This window comes from Actinoallomurus acanthiterrae (assembly GCF_054775715.1).
Map to the genome: position 1 here is coordinate 12,322,772 of NZ_BAAHCO010000001.1, position 15,885 is coordinate 12,338,656.

18 protein-coding genes are annotated in these 15,885 nt (G+C 71.6%); 15 read left to right on the top strand and 3 right to left on the bottom strand.

Annotated elements, in window-relative coordinates; translation table 11 throughout:
* The first annotated feature begins 13 nt into the window (after positions 1 to 13).
* The 3 genes from ACYVF7_RS58100 to ACYVF7_RS58110 all read left to right on the top strand — a co-directional run bounded on the left by ACYVF7_RS58100 (position 14) and on the right by ACYVF7_RS58110 (position 1,758).
* Positions 14 to 517, top strand: a complete 504-nt coding sequence (locus tag ACYVF7_RS58100) for a winged helix-turn-helix transcriptional regulator (protein WP_460357135.1) — start codon at positions 14 to 16, stop codon at positions 515 to 517.
* Between the two features lie 136 nt (positions 518 to 653).
* On the top strand, positions 654 to 1,160 hold the full coding sequence (locus tag ACYVF7_RS58105; RefSeq protein ID WP_460357137.1) for a DUF4232 domain-containing protein: 507 nt from the start codon (positions 654 to 656) through the stop codon (positions 1,158 to 1,160).
* 100 nt (positions 1,161 to 1,260) lie between these two features.
* Complete coding sequence (locus ACYVF7_RS58110) at positions 1,261 to 1,758, top strand: GNAT family N-acetyltransferase (protein WP_460357139.1); 498 nt, start codon at positions 1,261 to 1,263, stop codon at positions 1,756 to 1,758.
* 2 nt (positions 1,759 to 1,760) lie between these two features.
* Here ACYVF7_RS58110 and ACYVF7_RS58115 read toward each other — a convergent pair whose 3' ends face one another.
* Positions 1,761 to 2,591 carry an aldo/keto reductase gene (locus ACYVF7_RS58115; protein ID WP_460357141.1) on the bottom strand — a complete coding sequence of 277 codons (831 nt, stop codon included), beginning with the start codon at positions 2,589 to 2,591 and terminating at the stop codon, positions 1,761 to 1,763.
* A gap of 86 nt (positions 2,592 to 2,677) precedes the next feature.
* Between ACYVF7_RS58115 and ACYVF7_RS58120 the strand changes: the two genes are divergently transcribed.
* From ACYVF7_RS58120 to ACYVF7_RS58155, 8 genes are all read left to right on the top strand, one after another.
* A complete protein-coding gene (locus ACYVF7_RS58120) occupies positions 2,678 to 3,091 on the top strand; it encodes a DUF3151 domain-containing protein (protein ID WP_460357144.1) in 414 nt (137 codons plus the stop codon).
* Positions 3,092 to 3,204: 113 nt separating this feature from the next.
* Positions 3,205 to 4,488, top strand: a complete 1,284-nt coding sequence (locus tag ACYVF7_RS58125) for an adenylosuccinate synthase (protein WP_460357146.1) — start codon at positions 3,205 to 3,207, stop codon at positions 4,486 to 4,488.
* Between the two features lie 182 nt (positions 4,489 to 4,670).
* Entirely contained in the window at positions 4,671 to 5,975 is a 1,305-nt protein-coding gene (locus ACYVF7_RS58130; protein ID WP_460357149.1) for an ATP-binding protein, read from the top strand.
* Positions 5,972 to 6,385, top strand: a complete 414-nt coding sequence (locus tag ACYVF7_RS58135; protein WP_460357152.1) for a roadblock/LC7 domain-containing protein — start codon at positions 5,972 to 5,974, stop codon at positions 6,383 to 6,385. The genes ACYVF7_RS58130 and ACYVF7_RS58135 overlap by 4 nt, the downstream gene beginning before the upstream one ends.
* Positions 6,382 to 6,738, top strand: coding sequence for a DUF742 domain-containing protein (locus ACYVF7_RS58140; RefSeq protein ID WP_460357155.1), 357 nt, complete (start codon positions 6,382 to 6,384; stop codon positions 6,736 to 6,738). The genes ACYVF7_RS58135 and ACYVF7_RS58140 overlap by 4 nt, the downstream gene beginning before the upstream one ends.
* Positions 6,716 to 7,318 carry a GTP-binding protein gene (locus ACYVF7_RS58145; protein ID WP_460357157.1) on the top strand — a complete coding sequence of 201 codons (603 nt, stop codon included), beginning with the start codon at positions 6,716 to 6,718 and terminating at the stop codon, positions 7,316 to 7,318. Before ACYVF7_RS58140 ends, ACYVF7_RS58145 begins: the two co-directional genes overlap by 23 nt.
* Positions 7,308 to 8,672, top strand: coding sequence for a cytochrome P450 family protein (locus ACYVF7_RS58150; protein WP_460357160.1), 1,365 nt, complete (start codon positions 7,308 to 7,310; stop codon positions 8,670 to 8,672). Before ACYVF7_RS58145 ends, ACYVF7_RS58150 begins: the two co-directional genes overlap by 11 nt.
* 29 nt (positions 8,673 to 8,701) lie before the next feature.
* Positions 8,702 to 10,051, top strand: coding sequence for a cytochrome P450 family protein (locus ACYVF7_RS58155; RefSeq protein WP_460357164.1), 1,350 nt, complete (start codon positions 8,702 to 8,704; stop codon positions 10,049 to 10,051).
* Positions 10,052 to 10,072: 21 nt separating this feature from the next.
* Here the strand turns inward: ACYVF7_RS58155 and ACYVF7_RS58160 are convergent, their stop codons facing one another.
* Both ACYVF7_RS58160 and ACYVF7_RS58165 read right to left on the bottom strand, forming a co-directional pair.
* On the bottom strand, positions 10,073 to 11,302 hold the full coding sequence (locus ACYVF7_RS58160; RefSeq protein WP_460357167.1) for a sensor histidine kinase: 1,230 nt from the start codon (positions 11,300 to 11,302) through the stop codon (positions 10,073 to 10,075).
* The gene (locus ACYVF7_RS58165; protein WP_460357170.1) at positions 11,299 to 11,955 is read right to left on the bottom strand and encodes a response regulator transcription factor; all 657 of its coding nucleotides are present in this window, start codon (positions 11,953 to 11,955) and stop codon (positions 11,299 to 11,301) included. The genes ACYVF7_RS58160 and ACYVF7_RS58165 overlap by 4 nt, the downstream gene beginning before the upstream one ends.
* A 163-nt stretch (positions 11,956 to 12,118) precedes the next feature.
* Between ACYVF7_RS58165 and ACYVF7_RS58170 the strand changes: the two genes are divergently transcribed.
* Genes ACYVF7_RS58170 through ACYVF7_RS58185 form a run of 4 tightly spaced genes read left to right on the top strand, consistent with a single transcriptional unit; the run spans position 12,119 to position 15,814 of the window.
* Positions 12,119 to 12,679: a hypothetical protein gene (locus ACYVF7_RS58170; protein WP_460357173.1), complete on the top strand. Its 561-nt coding sequence runs from the start codon at positions 12,119 to 12,121 to the stop codon at positions 12,677 to 12,679.
* Positions 12,676 to 13,722 carry a peptidoglycan-binding protein gene (locus tag ACYVF7_RS58175; RefSeq protein ID WP_460357176.1) on the top strand — a complete coding sequence of 349 codons (1,047 nt, stop codon included), beginning with the start codon at positions 12,676 to 12,678 and terminating at the stop codon, positions 13,720 to 13,722. Before ACYVF7_RS58170 ends, ACYVF7_RS58175 begins: the two co-directional genes overlap by 4 nt.
* Complete coding sequence (locus ACYVF7_RS58180) at positions 13,719 to 14,411, top strand: ABC transporter ATP-binding protein (RefSeq protein WP_460357178.1); 693 nt, start codon at positions 13,719 to 13,721, stop codon at positions 14,409 to 14,411. Before ACYVF7_RS58175 ends, ACYVF7_RS58180 begins: the two co-directional genes overlap by 4 nt.
* Positions 14,408 to 15,814, top strand: a complete 1,407-nt coding sequence (locus tag ACYVF7_RS58185) for an ABC transporter permease (RefSeq protein WP_460357181.1) — start codon at positions 14,408 to 14,410, stop codon at positions 15,812 to 15,814. The genes ACYVF7_RS58180 and ACYVF7_RS58185 overlap by 4 nt, the downstream gene beginning before the upstream one ends.
* Positions 15,815 to 15,885: the final 71 nt, after the last annotated feature.

The window sequence follows — 15,885 nt, forward strand, 5'->3', positions numbered from 1 at the left end:
TTACGCTGAACACGTGCTCAACCGCACGTACGACGCCCAGAACTGCTCGATCGCCCGCGCCCTCGAGATCGTCGGCGACCGCTGGACCCTGCTGGTGATCCGGGACGCCTTCGAGGGCGTCCGCAGGTTCGACGACTTCCAGGCGAGCCTGGGCGTGGCGCGCAACGTGCTCACCGACCGGCTGAACCGCCTGTGCGACGAGGGCATCCTCCGCCGGCACCTCTACCAGGAGCGGCCGGAGCGTTACGAGTACCGCCTGACCCGCAAGGGCGTGGGCCTGTGGCCGGTGATCATGTCTCTGCTGATGTGGGGCGATGACCACTACGCCGAGAACGGCGCGCCCATGGTCCTCGTCCACCGCGGCTGCACCGGGCAGCTGACGCCGGCCCTGACCTGTTCGGAGTGCGGGGCGTCGCTGGGCCCGACCGACATCGCCCCCCGGCCCGGCCCCGGCGCCCTGCCGACGGACCGGGTCGCCCAACAGCAGGCCGGCCCGCACCTTGATCATTTTTATTGATCATTTTCCGGCCGAACCGCGAACGATCTTGCTAGCGTCGGCGTCCCAGTAAGTGAACCGACCAATCGCCGGGCGTACTGCGCCCGCCCAATACCCTCCCGGGAAGTTCACCATGCGAGACAAGACTCTTCGCCGTATGCGGACCGCGATCGTCACTGGCGCCGTCGCCGCCGGCTCGCTCGCCGCCGCCGCGCCCGCCATGGCCGCCACCACGGCCGCCACCCCCGCCTGCAAGGGCGCGAACCTCAAGGTCACCCTCGGCCACGTCGACCCGGGCGCGGGCCAGCGGTACGCCAAGCTCAACTTCACGACCAAGAAGACCTGCGTCCTGCGCATCGTCCTGAACAAGAAGTTCACCTCCTTCACCTACGTGATCCCCGGCAAGAAGGGGAAGACGCGCAACGTTCCCGTCCACGCCTACGGGGACAAGAACCTCGGCTACTCCCCCAAGCAGACGGTCGTCCTGAAGCCCGGCAAGGTGGGCCACCTCGTCATTCACTGGAACGTCGTGTCGGCGCGGCAGGCCACCCCGGCGAAGCTCAAGATCGCCATCCCGACCCACAAGGACAGCGCCGCCACCGTGAAGTGGAATCAGCTGGTCGGCGGGGACTTCCGCCTCGGCCTCGGACGCCTGTCCGCCTGACCGAACCGGCAAAGGGGCCGGAGGGGACGTCTCCGTCCGGCCCCTTTTCGTTCACGCCAAGGGTTGCTTCACGCAACTCTCGGATGCTGCAATGGGTTTCGTGACGAAACTGATGGCCCGGGTGGCATCCGGCGTGCCGACGGTCGGCGTACGGCCCTACGACGACGGCGACCGGGACGGTGTCCTGCGGATGCGGCTGTCGCGGCGGAGCCTCTACCACCGGTTCTTCGCCGGCACGCCGCGCATCCCGGCCTTCTACGCCGACACCCTCGACCGCGTCGACCACGAGAACCGCGACGCGGTGATCGCGGTGGCGGGACCCGAGGTCGTGGGGATCGCCGAGTACACGCGAGACACGGCCCTGCCGTGGGTCGCGGACATCGCGGTCGTGGTCGCGGACCCCTGGCAGCGGCAGGGCGTCGCCACGCGGCTGATCGCGGACCTGGCCGGATCGGCCCGGCGGCACGGCGTCACCGAGCTGCGCGCCGACGTGCTCGCGGGCAACCACGGCGCGCGCGCCGCGATCCACAACCTGTGGCCGCGTGCCCTCGCCGCCCGGGGCGACGAGGGCACGGTGATCTACCGACTGCCGATCTAGAGCTAGGAGAGCGCGGCGAACTGCTCGTCGGTCAGGGTGAGGTTCGCGCCGCCCATGTTCTCCTCCAGGTGCGCCACCGAGCCGGTGCCGGGGATCGGCAGGATGACCGGCGAGCGCCGGAGCAGCCACGCCAGCGCGACCTGCGACGGCGTCGCGTCCAGTTCCTTGGCGATCCCGTCGAGGTGGCTGCCGGGCTTCGCGAGGTCTCCCACGGCCAGCGGGAACCACGGGATGAAGCCGATGTTCTCCCGTTCGCAGTAGTCGAGGACGTCCTCGGACTGCCGGTTCGTCAGGTTGTAGAGGTTCTGGACCGTGACGATCGGAACGATCTCCCGGGCCTTCTCGATCTCCTCGACGCTCACCTCGGACAGCCCGATGTGCCGGATCTTCCCCTCGTCCCGCAGGTCGCGCAGCTCCCCGAGCTGGTCGGCGAGCGGCACCTCCGGGTCGATGCGGTGCAGCTGGAACAGGTCGATCCGCTCCAGGCCGAGCCGGCGCAGGCTCATCATCACCTCCTGGCGGAGGTATTTCGGCCGGCCGACCGGATGCCATTCGTTCGGCCCTGTTCGGACCAGCCCGGCCTTCGTGGCGATCGTGACGCCGTCGTACGGGTGCAGCGCCTCGTGGATCAGCTCCTCCGACACGAACGGCCCGTACGAGTCGGCGGTGTCGATGAAGTCCACCCCGAGCTCGACGGCGCGGCGCAGCACGCGGAGGGCCTCGTCGCGGTCGGCCGGCGGGCCCCAGATGCCGGGGCCGGTGATCCGCATGGCGCCGAACCCGAGGCGATTTACGGTCAGGTCCCCACCGATGGTGAACGTGATTTCGGTCATGCGGGCCACGCTACGCGCGGTGAAAACGACGAACTTTCCCGCCCTCCGCAATAGGAGATCGCCGCCGAATTGGGCAGGATGACCCCATGGAGCCACAGAACCTTCTCGGCGGGCCGGCCCCGACCGAGCTGCCGGACAACGAAGAGGCCCGACAGTCCCTGGAAGCCGGCGTCGACCCGTTCGAGGTCGCCGCGCGCTTCCCGGCGTTCCCGGCCGCCTGGGCCGAGCTCGCCGACCGCGCGTTCGGGAAGGGCGATGTGATCGAGAGTTACGCCTACGCCCGTACGGGCTACCACCGTGGCCTCGATATGCTCCGCCGCGCGGGGTGGAAGGGCCACGGCCCGATCCCGTGGGAGCACGCGCCGAACCGCGGATTCCTGCGCGCCCTGCACGCCCTCGGCCGCGCGGCCGCCGCGATCGGCGAGGACGAGGAGGCCGAGCGCTGCCGGACTTTCCTGCGGGACTCCAGCCCAACGGCCGCCGAGGTCCTGGCCACTTGACCGGCTCCTGCCGTTTTCCTCGCGGTCATCCGGCGGGTACTCTCTGATCGCAAGAGCCCCTGTCGCTGCTGCTTGCGCCAGGGGCTTCGTCGATGCCAGGGGAGAGAGCTCCTATGCCGGCCATCGTGCTCGTCGGCGCCCAGTGGGGTGACGAAGGCAAGGGCAAAGCCACCGATATTCTCGGTGGCGACGTCGACTATGTCGTCCGGTACCAGGGCGGCAACAACGCGGGACACACGGTCGTCATCGGCGACCAGTCCTATGCTCTGCATCTGCTTCCGTCAGGGGTGCTCTCCCCGGACGTCGTACCCGTGATCGGCAACGGCGTGGTCATCGACCCCGGCGTGCTGCTGGAGGAGATCGACGGCCTGCGGGCGCGGGGGGTGAGCTGCGACCGGCTGCTGATCTCGGCCAACGCGCACCTGATCATGCCCCACCACAAGGCCCTGGACAAGGTGAGCGAGCGGTACCTCGGCAAGGCGCGGATCGGCACCACCGGCCGCGGCATCGGCCCGGCGTACGGCGACAAGATCGCGCGCATGGGCATCCGCGTGCAGGACCTGCTCGACCCCGGCATCCTGCGGCAGAAGCTCGACCTCGCGCTGCGCGACAAGAACCAGATCCTGGCCAAGGTCTACAACCGGCGCGCCATCGAGATCGACCCGATCATCGACGAGTACATCGCGTACGGCGAGCGGCTGCGCCCGCACATCGCCGACACCGCCCTCGTGATCAACAAGGCGCTCGAGGAGGACAAGCTGGTCCTGCTCGAGGGCGCCCAGGGCACGCTGCTGGACGTCGACCACGGCACGTACCCCTTCGTCACGTCCTCCAGCCCGACCTCCGGCGGGGCGTGCGCGGGCTCCGGCGTCGGCCCGACCCGGATCACCCGGGTGATCGGCATCCTGAAGGCCTACACGACGCGCGTGGGCTCCGGGCCGTTCCCGACCGAGCTGCTCGACGAGACGGGCGACTGGCTGCGCACCACCGGTCACGAGTACGGCGTCACGACGGGCCGCAACCGCCGCTGCGGCTGGTTCGACGCGGTGATCGCCCGGTACGCCACGCGGGTGAACGGCGTCACCGACTACTTCCTGACCAAGCTCGACGTGCTGTCCGGCCTCGAGAAGGTTCCGGTCTGCGTGGCGTACGAGGTCGACGGCGAGCGCTGTGACGAGCTGCCGATGACGCAGACCGGGTTCCACCACGCCAAGCCGATCTACGAGGAGCTCGACGGCTGGCAGGAGGACATCTCCGAGTGCAAGACGTTCGAGGATCTCCCGAAGAAGGCGCAGGACTACGTCCGGGCGCTGGAGGAGATGTCGGGCGCCCAGATCAGCGCGATCGGAGTCGGCCCGGGCCGCGACCAGACGCTCCAGCTGCGCTCCCTGGTCTGATCCATCGAATCGGCGGCCCCGGCATCCCGGGGCCGCCGACTCGTCTGTGACCGAGTGTTCACCTGCATGGTCTTTTTTCGTATCGCGCTGGCACAAGAAGATCACGGGCTGTAGCTTTGCGCTCTACATGAGTTCTGTCCCGTAATGCGGCATTCTCGCCCGAGGTTCAGATGGAGCGATACATGACGGCGGTCGCGTTCGTGTGCCTGACAGCCGGGCTCCTGGTCGCCGTGGTCCTGCTGATCCGGCAGCAGCAGATCACGGCCCGGTTTCGCCGGCGCGCCAACACGCTCGAGGAGACGGCGCGCGTCCGCGACGAGGAGCTGCGCCACCTCGTCACGGTTCGCGTCCCGGCCCTGGTGGAGTCCCTGTACGGCAAGCCGGTCGAGGTGCCCGGCCCACGCAATCCCGGCTTCGCCGGGACGAGCGCCGAACAGGGCATCCGGGCGCTCCTGGGAATCTTCACCGAGCACGCCGAGCGCGCGAAGGACCGCGCCGACCAGTCGGCGAAGGCGACGTTGAAGGCGATGATGCGCGCGGTGCAGAGCCTCGGCAACGAACAGCAGCTGGCCATCTCCGGCATGCAGGACCGGCACGACGACCCGGACGTGCTCGAGGGCCTCATGAAGATCGACCACATGAACGCCCAGCTCGGGCGGCGCGCCCAGGCCACCGCGGTGCTCTGCGGGTCCTGGCCGGGCCAGCAGCGGTCCGCCGCCTCGCTGGTCGACGTCGTCCGCGGGGCGACCTCCCGCATCCGCGACTACCTCCGCGTCCAGATCCCGCCGCAGGTCAACCTGGCCGTCGCCAGCCGCGCCGTCGAGCCGGTCGTCCTGGCCATCGCCGAGCTCCTGGACAACGCCGCCCGGCACTCCCAGCCGAACACCACGGTGGAGGTCAACTTCCGGCAGGCGCACAACGGCGTCGCCATCGTGATCGACGACGCCGGCGTCGCCATGGACGCGGAGGAGCTGCAGCGGGCCGAGCGGCTCCTGTCCGGCCGCGAGTCCGTGGACATCAACCGGCTCGGCGACCCGCCCCAGGTCGGGTTCGCCGTGATCGGCGTGCTCGCGGCGCGGTACGGCTTCCGGGTCGCGGTCGACAGCCGCTCCCCGTACGGCGGGGTGCGCGCCGTACTCTTCCTCCCGAGCGAACTGCTCACCCAGGTCGACACCGGCCCCGCACCCGTACGCGCCGAGCCGCGGCCCGAGCCGATCGAGGCGCCCGCCGCCCGGCAGATTCCGGTGTCGCCACCCGCGCGAGAGGAGCAGACGACGACAGCCCACGGCCTCCCGAAACGCCGCCGCGTCACCGCCGGCGGGAACACCGGTGAACAGCCGCTTCCCTCCGCCGGGGCGCCCGGAGCGCCGGCCTCCTCCACCCGGCCCTCGCGCGATATCGCCGCCGGGATGGGCGCGTGGCAGCGAGGGACCCGCGCCGGCCGTTCCATCGTTTCTCCCGACTCCGAAGGGAACGTCGCCGAATGACCAAGGATCCGAACAACAAGCTCGGCTGGATGCTCGACGATGCCCTGAAGATGCCGGAGACCCGGCACGCGATCCTGCTGTCCGCCGACGGCCTCCTGATGGCCTACTCCGACCGCATCGGCCGCGACGACGCCGAACGCCACGCCGCCGGGATGTCCGGGCTGCAGTCACTGGCCCGCAGCTCGGCGGAGTTCTGCGGCGACCCGCGCACCACCTGGCGTCAGACCGTCAGCGAGTTCGACGGCGGATACGTCTTCCTCGTCGCCGCGGGCCCCGGCGCGTACCTCGCGGTGTCCACGACGGAGCGCGTCGACATGGAGGCGATCTCGTTCCGCCTCCAGGAACTCGTCCAGCGCCTGGGCAAGGAGTTGTCCGCCCCGCCGAGGCAGACCCCGGGCGCGTCCCTATGAGCGCGCCCCGCCGTGAACGCGCGCTGGTCCGGCCGCACGTGGTGACCGGCGGGCGCGCCCGTCCGACCCGCAACATCTTCGACCTGGTCACGCTGGTGATGGCGGCGCGCTCCGAGGTCGCCGGCCTCAGCCCCGAGAAGCGACGGGTCATGGAGCTGTGCCGGGGCGGGGCCCTCTCGGTGGCGGAGGTCGCCGGCCACCTCTCCCTGCCCGTCAGCGTCACCAAGGTCCTGCTGTCGGACCTGGTCGACAGCGGCCACATCGTGACCCGGGCCGCCGCCGGCCCGGACACCGGCCAACCCCCGACCCGAGTCCTTCAGGAGGTGCTCGATGGACTCCGCGCTCGTCTCTGACGGCACCTATGTGCGCGACACCGTACGGACCTCGGTCAAGCTGCTGATCGTCGGCCACTTCGCCGTCGGCAAGACCACGTACGTCGGCACGCTCTCGGAGATCCGGCCGCTGCGCACCGAGGAGCGGATGACGCAGGCCGGCGCACTGATCGACGACCTTGCCGGGGTGCCGGACAAGGAGACGACCACCGTCGCCATGGACTTCGGCCGCCTGACGCTGAGCGACGACCTCGTGCTCTACCTGTTCGGGACGCCGGGACAGCACCGGTTCACGCAGCTGTGGCACGACCTGTCGCGCGGAGCCCTCGGCGCGCTCGTGCTGGCCGACACCCGGCGGCTCGAGCAGTCCTTCGACATCATGGGGTTCCTCGAGGAGCAGAAGCTCCGGTACGCCGTCGCGATCAACCAGTTCGACGGCGCCCCGACCTTCCCGGAGGAAGAGCTCCGCGAAGCCCTCGACCTGCTGCCCTCCACACCGCTCATCACCTGCGACGCGCGCGATCAGGCGTCCTCCACGCGCGCGCTGATCTCCCTCGTCGAGTACCTCATCGACGTCGAGAAAACGACCGATGACCTCTGACGCCGGGGCGCCGGGCTGCCCCGCGCACACCGGCCGGACGCCGCTGTACGGGCCGGAGTTCGCGGCGAATCCGGCGCGCGTGTACGACGCCCTGCGCCGCCACGGCCCGGTCGCCCCGGTCGAGCTGGCCCCGGGCATCCCGGCGTCCCTGGTCATCTCCTACGACGCCGCCCTCGCGGTGCTGCGCGACCCCGAGAGGTTCCCCAAGGACGCCCGCCGATGGGAGCGGACCGTCCCGCCGGACTCGCCGGTCGTGCCGTTCATGAAGTACCGGCCGGCCTGCAACAAGACCGACGGCGCCGAGCACGCCCGGCTGCGCGCGGCGGTGTCCGACAGCCTCTCCCGCATCGACCTGAACACCCTTCGCGCGTCCGTCGAACGCCACGCCGAGACGCTCATCCGGCGATTCGCCGGACGCGGCGCGGCCGACCTGCGCGCCGAGTACGCGCTGGTCCTGCCCCTGCTGGTGTTCAACGAGGTGCTGGGCTGCCCTCCGGAGATCGGCGACCGCATCGTCGTCGCGATGCAGGGTTTCGTCGAGAACGTCGACACGGCGAAGAGCAACCGGATCCTGCTGGAGGCCATCGGTGAGCTGGTCGCGCTCAAGCGCGCGCGGCCCGCCGACGACCTGACCACCTGGATACTCGGCCACCCGGCCCGGCTGACCGACGAAGAGGTGACCGAGCAGTTCATCCCGCTGATCGGGCTCGCCACCGAGCCGGAGCAGAACCTCATCGCCAACGGCCTGCGGCTGCTGCTGTCCGACCGTCGGTTCGCCGGTGACCTGTCCGGCGGCAGCCTCCCCGTGGCGGACGCCCTCGACGAGGTGCTGTGGACCGATCCGCCCATCGCCAACTGGGCGATCAGCTATCCCGTGGAGGACGTCGAGTTCCGGGGCGTACGGCTGCCGGCCGACCAGCCCGTCGTCATCGGGTTCGCCGCCGCCAACACCGACCCGTCGACCGCCTCCGCGCACCGGACGGGCAACCGCGCCCACCTGGCCTGGGGCGCCGGGCCGCACACCTGCCCGGTCCAGGGCCAGGCACGCCTGATCGCCTCGGTCGCGATGGAGAAACTGCTCGACGCGCTACCGGACATGGAGCTCGCCGTCCCCGCCCGCCAACTGGAGTGGCGGCCCGGGTTCGCACAGCGGGCGCTGAAGGCCCTGCCCGTACGTTTCCCGCCCGTCCAGGCGCCGCCGCCCCCGCCGTCTCCTGCGGCCGTCTGGGAGGACGGTCCCGCCGAGCGGCGGAGCGGCACGCCGGGAGCGAACGGCCACGTTCCGGCTCCACGTCCCGTGGGGGTCCCGGAGCGCCGACGCGGTGCCCTGGTCCGCTGGTGGCACGGCGAATGAGCGGACGGCAGTCCAGGTGAGGAGGATCCTTGACGTCTGAAAACCTCACGCCCGAGATCACGGGCTCCTCGACACCGGGTCCGGGGTGTCCCGCACACGGCGCCCGGGCACCGCTGTACGGCCCCGAGTTCGCGGCGCGTCCCGCCCGGATGTACGAGGCCTTGCGCCGGTACGGGCCGGTCGCGCCCGTCGAGCTGGCCCCAGGCGTCCCGGCATCTCTGGTCATCTCGTACGACGCCGCCCTGGAGGTGCTGCGCGACCCCGGCACCTTCCCCAAGGACGCCCGCCGCTGGCAGCAGACCGCTCCGCCGGACTCGCCGGTCGTACCGTTCATGATGTACCGGCCGGCCTGCAATCTGTCCGATGGCGCCGCCCACGCCCGGTTGCGCGCGGCGATCTCCGACAGCATGTCGCGGATCGACCCGAACATGCTGCGCACGTCCGTCGAACGCCACGCCGAGCTGCTGATCCAGCGATTCGCGACGAAGGGTTCGGCCGATCTGCGCGCCGAGTACGCGCTGGTCCTGCCGCTCCTGGTGTTCAACGAGGTGCTGGGCTGCCCTCCGGAGATCGGCGAGCGCGTCGCCGTCGGCATGCAGGGGCTCGTCGAGAACGTCGAGACGGCCAAGAGCAACCAGATGCTGATGGAGGCCGTCGGCGAGCTCGTCGCGCTCAAGCGCGCGCGGCCCGCCGAGGACCTGGCCACGTGGCTGGTCGAGCACCCGGCCCGGCTGTCCGACGAGGAACTGGTCGAACAGATCGCGCTGCTCGTCGGCCTGGCCACCGAGCCGGAGCAGAACCTCATCGCCAACGGCCTGCGGCTGCTGCTGTCCGACGACCGGTTCGCCGGCGACCTGTCCGGCGGCAGCCTCCCGGTCGCGGACGCCCTCGACGAGGTGCTGTGGACCGATCCGCCGATCGCCAACTGGGCGATCAGCTACCCGGTCCAGGACCTCGACTTCCATGGAGTGCGGCTGCCGGCGGACCAGCCGGTCGTCATCGGGTTCGCCGCCGCCAACACCGATCCGTCGACCGCGTCCGCGAACCGGGCGGGCAACCGCGCCCACCTGGCCTGGGGCGCGGGGCCGCACACGTGCCCGGTCCAGGGCCAGGCACGCCTGATCGCCTCGGTCGCGATGGAGAAACTGCTCGACGCACTGCCGGACATGGAACTCGCCGACCAGTTGGAGTGGCGGCCCGGCTTCGCACAGCGGGCATTGAAGGCCCTGCCCGTACGTTTCCCGCCCGTCCAGGCGCCGCCGCCCCCGCCGGATGCCGCCGCCTGGGAGGGTGCTCCCGCACCTGCCCGGGGCGCGCAGGCGCCCGCCGCACCGGTACGCCGGCGCAACCCGCTGAGCCGCTGGTGGCGCGGCGAATGACCCGCCTGACGCGGCGCCGCATCACCTGAGCGACGGGAGCCGGACCGTCACCGCCAGGCCGCCGCCCGTTCTGGGGGCGGCGGTCACGGCGCCACGGTGGGCGGTCGCGATGGCCCGGACGATCGACAGGCCCAGTCCGGTACCCCGGTCGGAGCGCACCCGGTCGCTCCGGAGGCGCCGGAACGGCTCGAACAGCGTCTCCACCTCGTACGCGGGGATCACCGGGCCGGTGTTCGCGACGACCAGTTCGGCGCCGCCCTCGCGTCGGCGGGTGGCCAGCCGCACCTCGCCGCCGTCGACGTTGTACCGGATCGCGTTCTCGACCAGGTTCTGGACGAGGCGTTCCACCAGGACCGGGTCGCCTTCGGTCGGCGCGCGGCCGAGGTCGCGGTGCATGGTCAGGCCCCGGCCCTCCAGCTCGGGCTTGGCCTGGTCCAGGACGTGCCCGGCCACGTCGGCGAGGTCGAGCGGTGCGGTGTCGACGACGGTGTTCTCGCTGCCGGCGAGGGTGAGCAGCCCTTCGATGAGCCGCTCGTGCCGGTCGCCGACGACGAGCAGCGACTCGCCCAGCCGCTTCACGTCCTCGCTCGCGTCGGGGCGGCGTACGGCGACGTCGATGAGGGTCCGGTTGATGGCCAGGGGCGTGCGCAGCTCGTGAGAGGCGTTGTCGACGAACCGCCGCTGCCCGTCGAAGGCACGGGCGAGCCGCTCCAGCATGGTGTCGAACGTGTCGGCCAGTTCCTTCACGTCGTCACGCGGCCCGGCGTAGGCGATCCGCTCGGTGAGATCACGACTACGTGCCACCCGCCGGGCGGTCTCGGTGATCTTGTGGATGGGGCGCAGCGCCCGGCCGGCGAAGATCCAGCCGAGCCCGAGCGCGGCGGCCCCCACGACGGCGAGCGCGATGCCGCCCTGGGTCAGCAGCGAGTTGAGCGTCTGCTGCGCCGACGCCTCCTTCGCCCGCACGACCAGGCCCTGGGTCTGGCTGGCCGTGTACGTCCCGTCGGGTGGCGGCGCGCCCAGGAACGTCGTGGCGCCGGACGGCTTCGTCGGAGCCGTCTGGGTGAGGTCGGAGGCGGCCCCGCCGAGCCGGACGGTGGCGATGTCGGCCGCCCGGTGCTGGATGCTGTTCTTGACGAGGAAGTAGGTCAGCGTCAGCAGCACGAGGCCACCGACCAGGAACAGGCCGCCGTACAGCAGGGTGAGCCGGACGCGGATGGTGGGCTCTGGTCTCCGGGCGATCGTCGTCACGTGATTCGGTACCCCACTCCCGGGACGGTCTCGATGACGGGTGGATCGCCGAGCTTGCGGCGGAGCTTCATGAGCGTCACCCGTACGGTGTTGGTGAACGGGTCGGTGTGCTCGTCCCACACCTTCTCCAGGAGCCGTTCCGCCGAGACGACCGTGCCGTCCGCGCGCAGCAGCTCGGCCAGCAGGCCGAACTCCTTGCGCGCCAGGTGCACGTAGCGGCCGTTCCGGTAGACCTCCCGGCGGGCGGGGTCGAGCCGGATCCCGGCGCGCTCCAGGGTCGGCGGGTCGGCCGGCCGCGCCCGCCGGCCCAGCGCGTGGATCCGGGCCACCAGTTCCTCGAACGCGAACGGCTTGATCAGGTAGTCATCGGCGCCGATCCCGAGTCCCTCGACCCGCGCTCGTACGGTGGCGGCGGCGGTGAGCATCAGCACCCGGACGGCCGCGCCGGACTCCACGACCGCGCGGCAGACGTCGTCGCCGTGCACGACCGGCAGGTCGCGGTCGAGCACGAGCACGTCGTAGTCGTTGACGCCGAGGAGTTCGAGCGCGGCGTCCCCGTCATAGGCCACGTCGACGGCCAGGGCCTCCGCCCGCAGGCCCTCGGCGATCGAATCGGCGAGCATCCGCTCGTCCTCGGCGATGAGTACGCGCACCGTTCCCGTCCATGCCTCGTTCGGCGACCGTTCCGGCACAGCGTGCTGCAACGGGCATAACGCCGGCGTAACCAGAACCGGTTACGCCCGGGTTATCGGCCGGTGACTTGACTCCTCGCAGTTCGCCGGGATCCACCTGGCGGAGCCGACGAGGAGACGATCGATGCGACGAAAGGCTGCGGCGCTCATCCTGGCGCCCGCGCTCGCCCTCGGGCTGTCGGCCTGCGGGGCCGGTCACAAGAAGGCCGGCGCCAACGCGAGTGCGGCGAGCGACGTGCAGAAGATGCGCGCCTACGCCAAGTGCATGCGGGCCAACGGCGTGAACATGGCCGACCCGGAGACCGACGGAAACGGTGGCATCCGGATTCGCGCCCAAGGCCCTGCGAATGGCGGCGGCTCCAAGCACGTGTTCGACGACAAGGCGATGAAGGCCGCCCAGGCCAAATGCGGCCACCTGATGCCGAACGGCGGCAAACCGATCAAACCCAAGCCGGAGGAACTGGCGAAGATGCGCGCCTACGCGAAGTGCATGCGCCAGCACGGCGTCAACATGCCCGACCCGAACCCCGACGGCGGCATCACGGTCAAGAGCGGCAGCGGGAAGAGCGACAACGTCGGCGCCGGTGACGTGAACCCGGACGGCCAGGCGTTCAAGGACGCCGACAAGGCCTGCGCGAACTATCGGCCCGGCGGTAGCCGGGCCCTCACCCGGAGGATGAATTGAGCAGGGCCCGCGCCGCGATCCTGAGCGGCGTCGGCGTGGTCCTGGTCGGCGTCGCGGGCCTCGCGGCGGCCGGCCTGGGCGGCGGGAGCGGCACGCCCACCGGGCGCAGCACCCTGCCGCCCGCGACCGCGCGGATCGAACGGACCACCTTGGTGGAGACCCAGAAGGTGGACGGCACACTCGGCTACGGCACGACGGGCACGGTGACCGGCGCGGGCGGTCGCGGCGTCCTGACGTGGGTGGCCGCACCCGGCACGGTGGTGTCCCGGGGCCGCCCCGCCTACCGGGTGGACGACCACCCGGTGCCGCTGCTGTACGGGTCGCTGCCGATCTACCGGACCCTCACCGACGGGACCAAGGGCAGGGACGTCCTGCAGTTCGAGCGGAACCTCCAGGCCCTGGGCTACACCGGCTTCACCGTCGACAAGACCTACACCGCCGCCACCGCCGCCACGGTGAAACGCTGGCAGAAGGACCTCGACCTCGAGCAGACGGGCCGGATCACCCCCGGATCCGTACTGGTCGCACCCGGGGAGATCCGGGTCGACGAGCGGAAGGCGCAGGTCGGTGACCGGCCGAGCGGGCCGGTGCTCACCTACACCGGCACCACCCGGGAGGTGAGCATCGCCCTCGATGTGCAGTACCAGCGGCTCGCCAAGAAGGGCGCCAAGGTTTCGCTCGAACTGCCCGGCGGCGGCACCGCCAAGGGCCGGATCACCAAGGTCGGCAAGGTCGCCACGGCGGGGCACGGCGACAACCCCACCACCGTCGCGGTGACCGTCACCGTCGACGACCCGGGGGCGCTGGGCTCCTTCGACAAGGCGCCGGTGGAGGTCTACCTGACCAGCGAACGGCACGCGAACGTCCTCGCCGTGCCGATCGAGGCGCTGCTCGCCCAGCCCGACGGCGGCTACGGCGTGCAGGTCGTCGAAGGCGGGCACGTCCGTACCGTCCCCGTGGAGACCGGCGCGTTCACCCAGGGCAAGGTCGAGATCTCCGGTCCCGGCGTGGCCGAGGGCATGAACGTGGGGGTGCCGAAGTGAGCGGGCCGGTCGTGGAGCTCCAGGAGGTCCGCAAGGAGTACCCGGGCGACGTCACGGCGCTGGACGGGGTGACGCTGACGGTCGAGGCCGGTGAACTCGCCGCGATCGTCGGGCCGTCCGGCTCCGGCAAGTCGACGTTGCTGCACCTCATCGGCACGCTGGACCGGCCCAGCGACGGCACGGTCCGCATCGAGGGCCGCGACGTGTCGTCCCTGCCCGATCGGCGGCTCTCGGCGCTGCGCGCCCGGCGGATCGGCTTCGTCTTCCAGCAGTTCCACCTCGCCGCCGGGGTCAGCGCGCTGGACAACGTCGCCGACGGCCTGCTGTACGCCGGCGTTCCCCTGGCGGAACGCCGCCGCCGTGCGCGCCTGGCCCTCGAGCGGGTCGGCCTAGCCCACCGGCTCGGCCACCGGCCGCACCAGCTGTCCGGCGGCGAGAAGCAGCGCGTGGCGATCGCCCGCGCGGTGATCGGCGAACCCGCGATGCTGCTGGCCGACGAGCCGACCGGCGCACTGGACACCGCCACCGGCGCCGGGGTGATCGACCTGCTCCGGGAGCTGGCCGACGGCGGCACCACGGTCATCGTGATCACGCATGACCGCGACATCGCCGCGACGCTGCCCCGTCAGATCCGGATGCTCGACGGCCGGGTCGTCCAGGACGACGCACGAGCGGAGGCCGCACGATGAGGCGCAGACGAGACGACCCGCCGCCGCCCGGCACGTACGACGACGGCCCGGCGACAGCGAACGGCGGCCGACCCGCGGGGGCGGACGGCGGCCAGGCGAGCCCGTACGGCGACGGCGAACGGCAGGCCGATCCATCCGCGGAGACGGGCGGCAGCCCATCCGCCACGGCGCACGACGGTCGTCCTGCGGGGGCGGACGGCGGCCGGCCGGTGGGCGGCGATCAGCCGGCCAGGCTGGGGCCCCGGGACGTGGTGCGGGTCGGCGCGGCCGGGCTGCGCGCCCGCCCGATGCGGGTGTTCCTGTCCGCCCTGGGCATCGCGATCGGCATCGCCGCGATGATCGGTGTGGTCGGCATCTCGGCCTCCAGCCGGGCCCAGCTGCAGGCCACGCTGGACCGGCTGGGCACCAACATGCTGACCGTGGCGCCCGGCAAGGACCTGTTCGGCTCCGACGCGGAACTCCCCAAGGAGTCGGTCGCGATGATCGGCCGGATGGCCGACGTGATCTCCGCCTCGGCGACAGGCAAGATCTCCAACACGAACGTCTACCGCAACGATCACATCGACGCGGGGGAGACCGGCGGCATCGCCGTCCTGGCGGCCCGCCTCGACCTGCCCCGTACGGCCGGTCTGCGGATGGCTGCCGGAACCTGGCTCAACGCGGCCACGAGCCGGTACCCGGCCGTCGTGCTGGGCTCGGACGCGGCGGACGCGCTCGGCGTCGCACAGCCGGGCGTCCAGGTCTGGCTCGGCTCGCAGTGGTTCACCGTCGTCGGCATCCTGGAGCCGGCGCAGCTCACGCCAGAGCTGAACTCCGCCGCCCTGGTCGGCTGGGACGCGGCGGTCTCCCGGCTCGGTTTCGACGGCCACCCCACCACCGTCTACACGCGGGCGAAGAAGGAATCGGTGCAGCGCGTACGGGACCTGCTCGCCGCGACGGCCAACCCGGCCGCGCCGACCGAGGTGGAGGTCAGCCGCCCGTCGGACGCGCTCGCCGCCCAGAACGCCAGCGACAAGGCGTTCACCGGACTCCTGCTGGGGCTGGGCGCGGTGGCTCTTCTGGTCGGCGGTGTCGGGGTGGCGAACACGATGGTGATCTCGGTCCTGGAGCGCCGTGCCGAGATCGGCCTGCGGCGTTCCCTGGGCGCGACGCGCGGTCAGATCAGGGTGCAGTTCCTCACCGAGTCGCAGCTGCTGGCCGCACTCGGCGGCGTGGGCGGCGTGACGCTCGGCATCCTCGTCACCGCGGCCTTCGCGGTGTCGCAGGGCTGGCCGACGGTGGTACCACCGTGGGCGATGGCCGGCGGGGTCGGCGCCACGCTGGTCATCGGCGGGATCGCCGGCCTGTACCCGGCGATCCGCGCGGCCCGGCTCTCCCCCACCGAGGCCCTCGCCGCCCCATGACCCTCACCCGCGACCGGGGATCCGGGACCGTACGGAACGCTCGGTGAATGCGACCGCAGATCGTCTCCCGG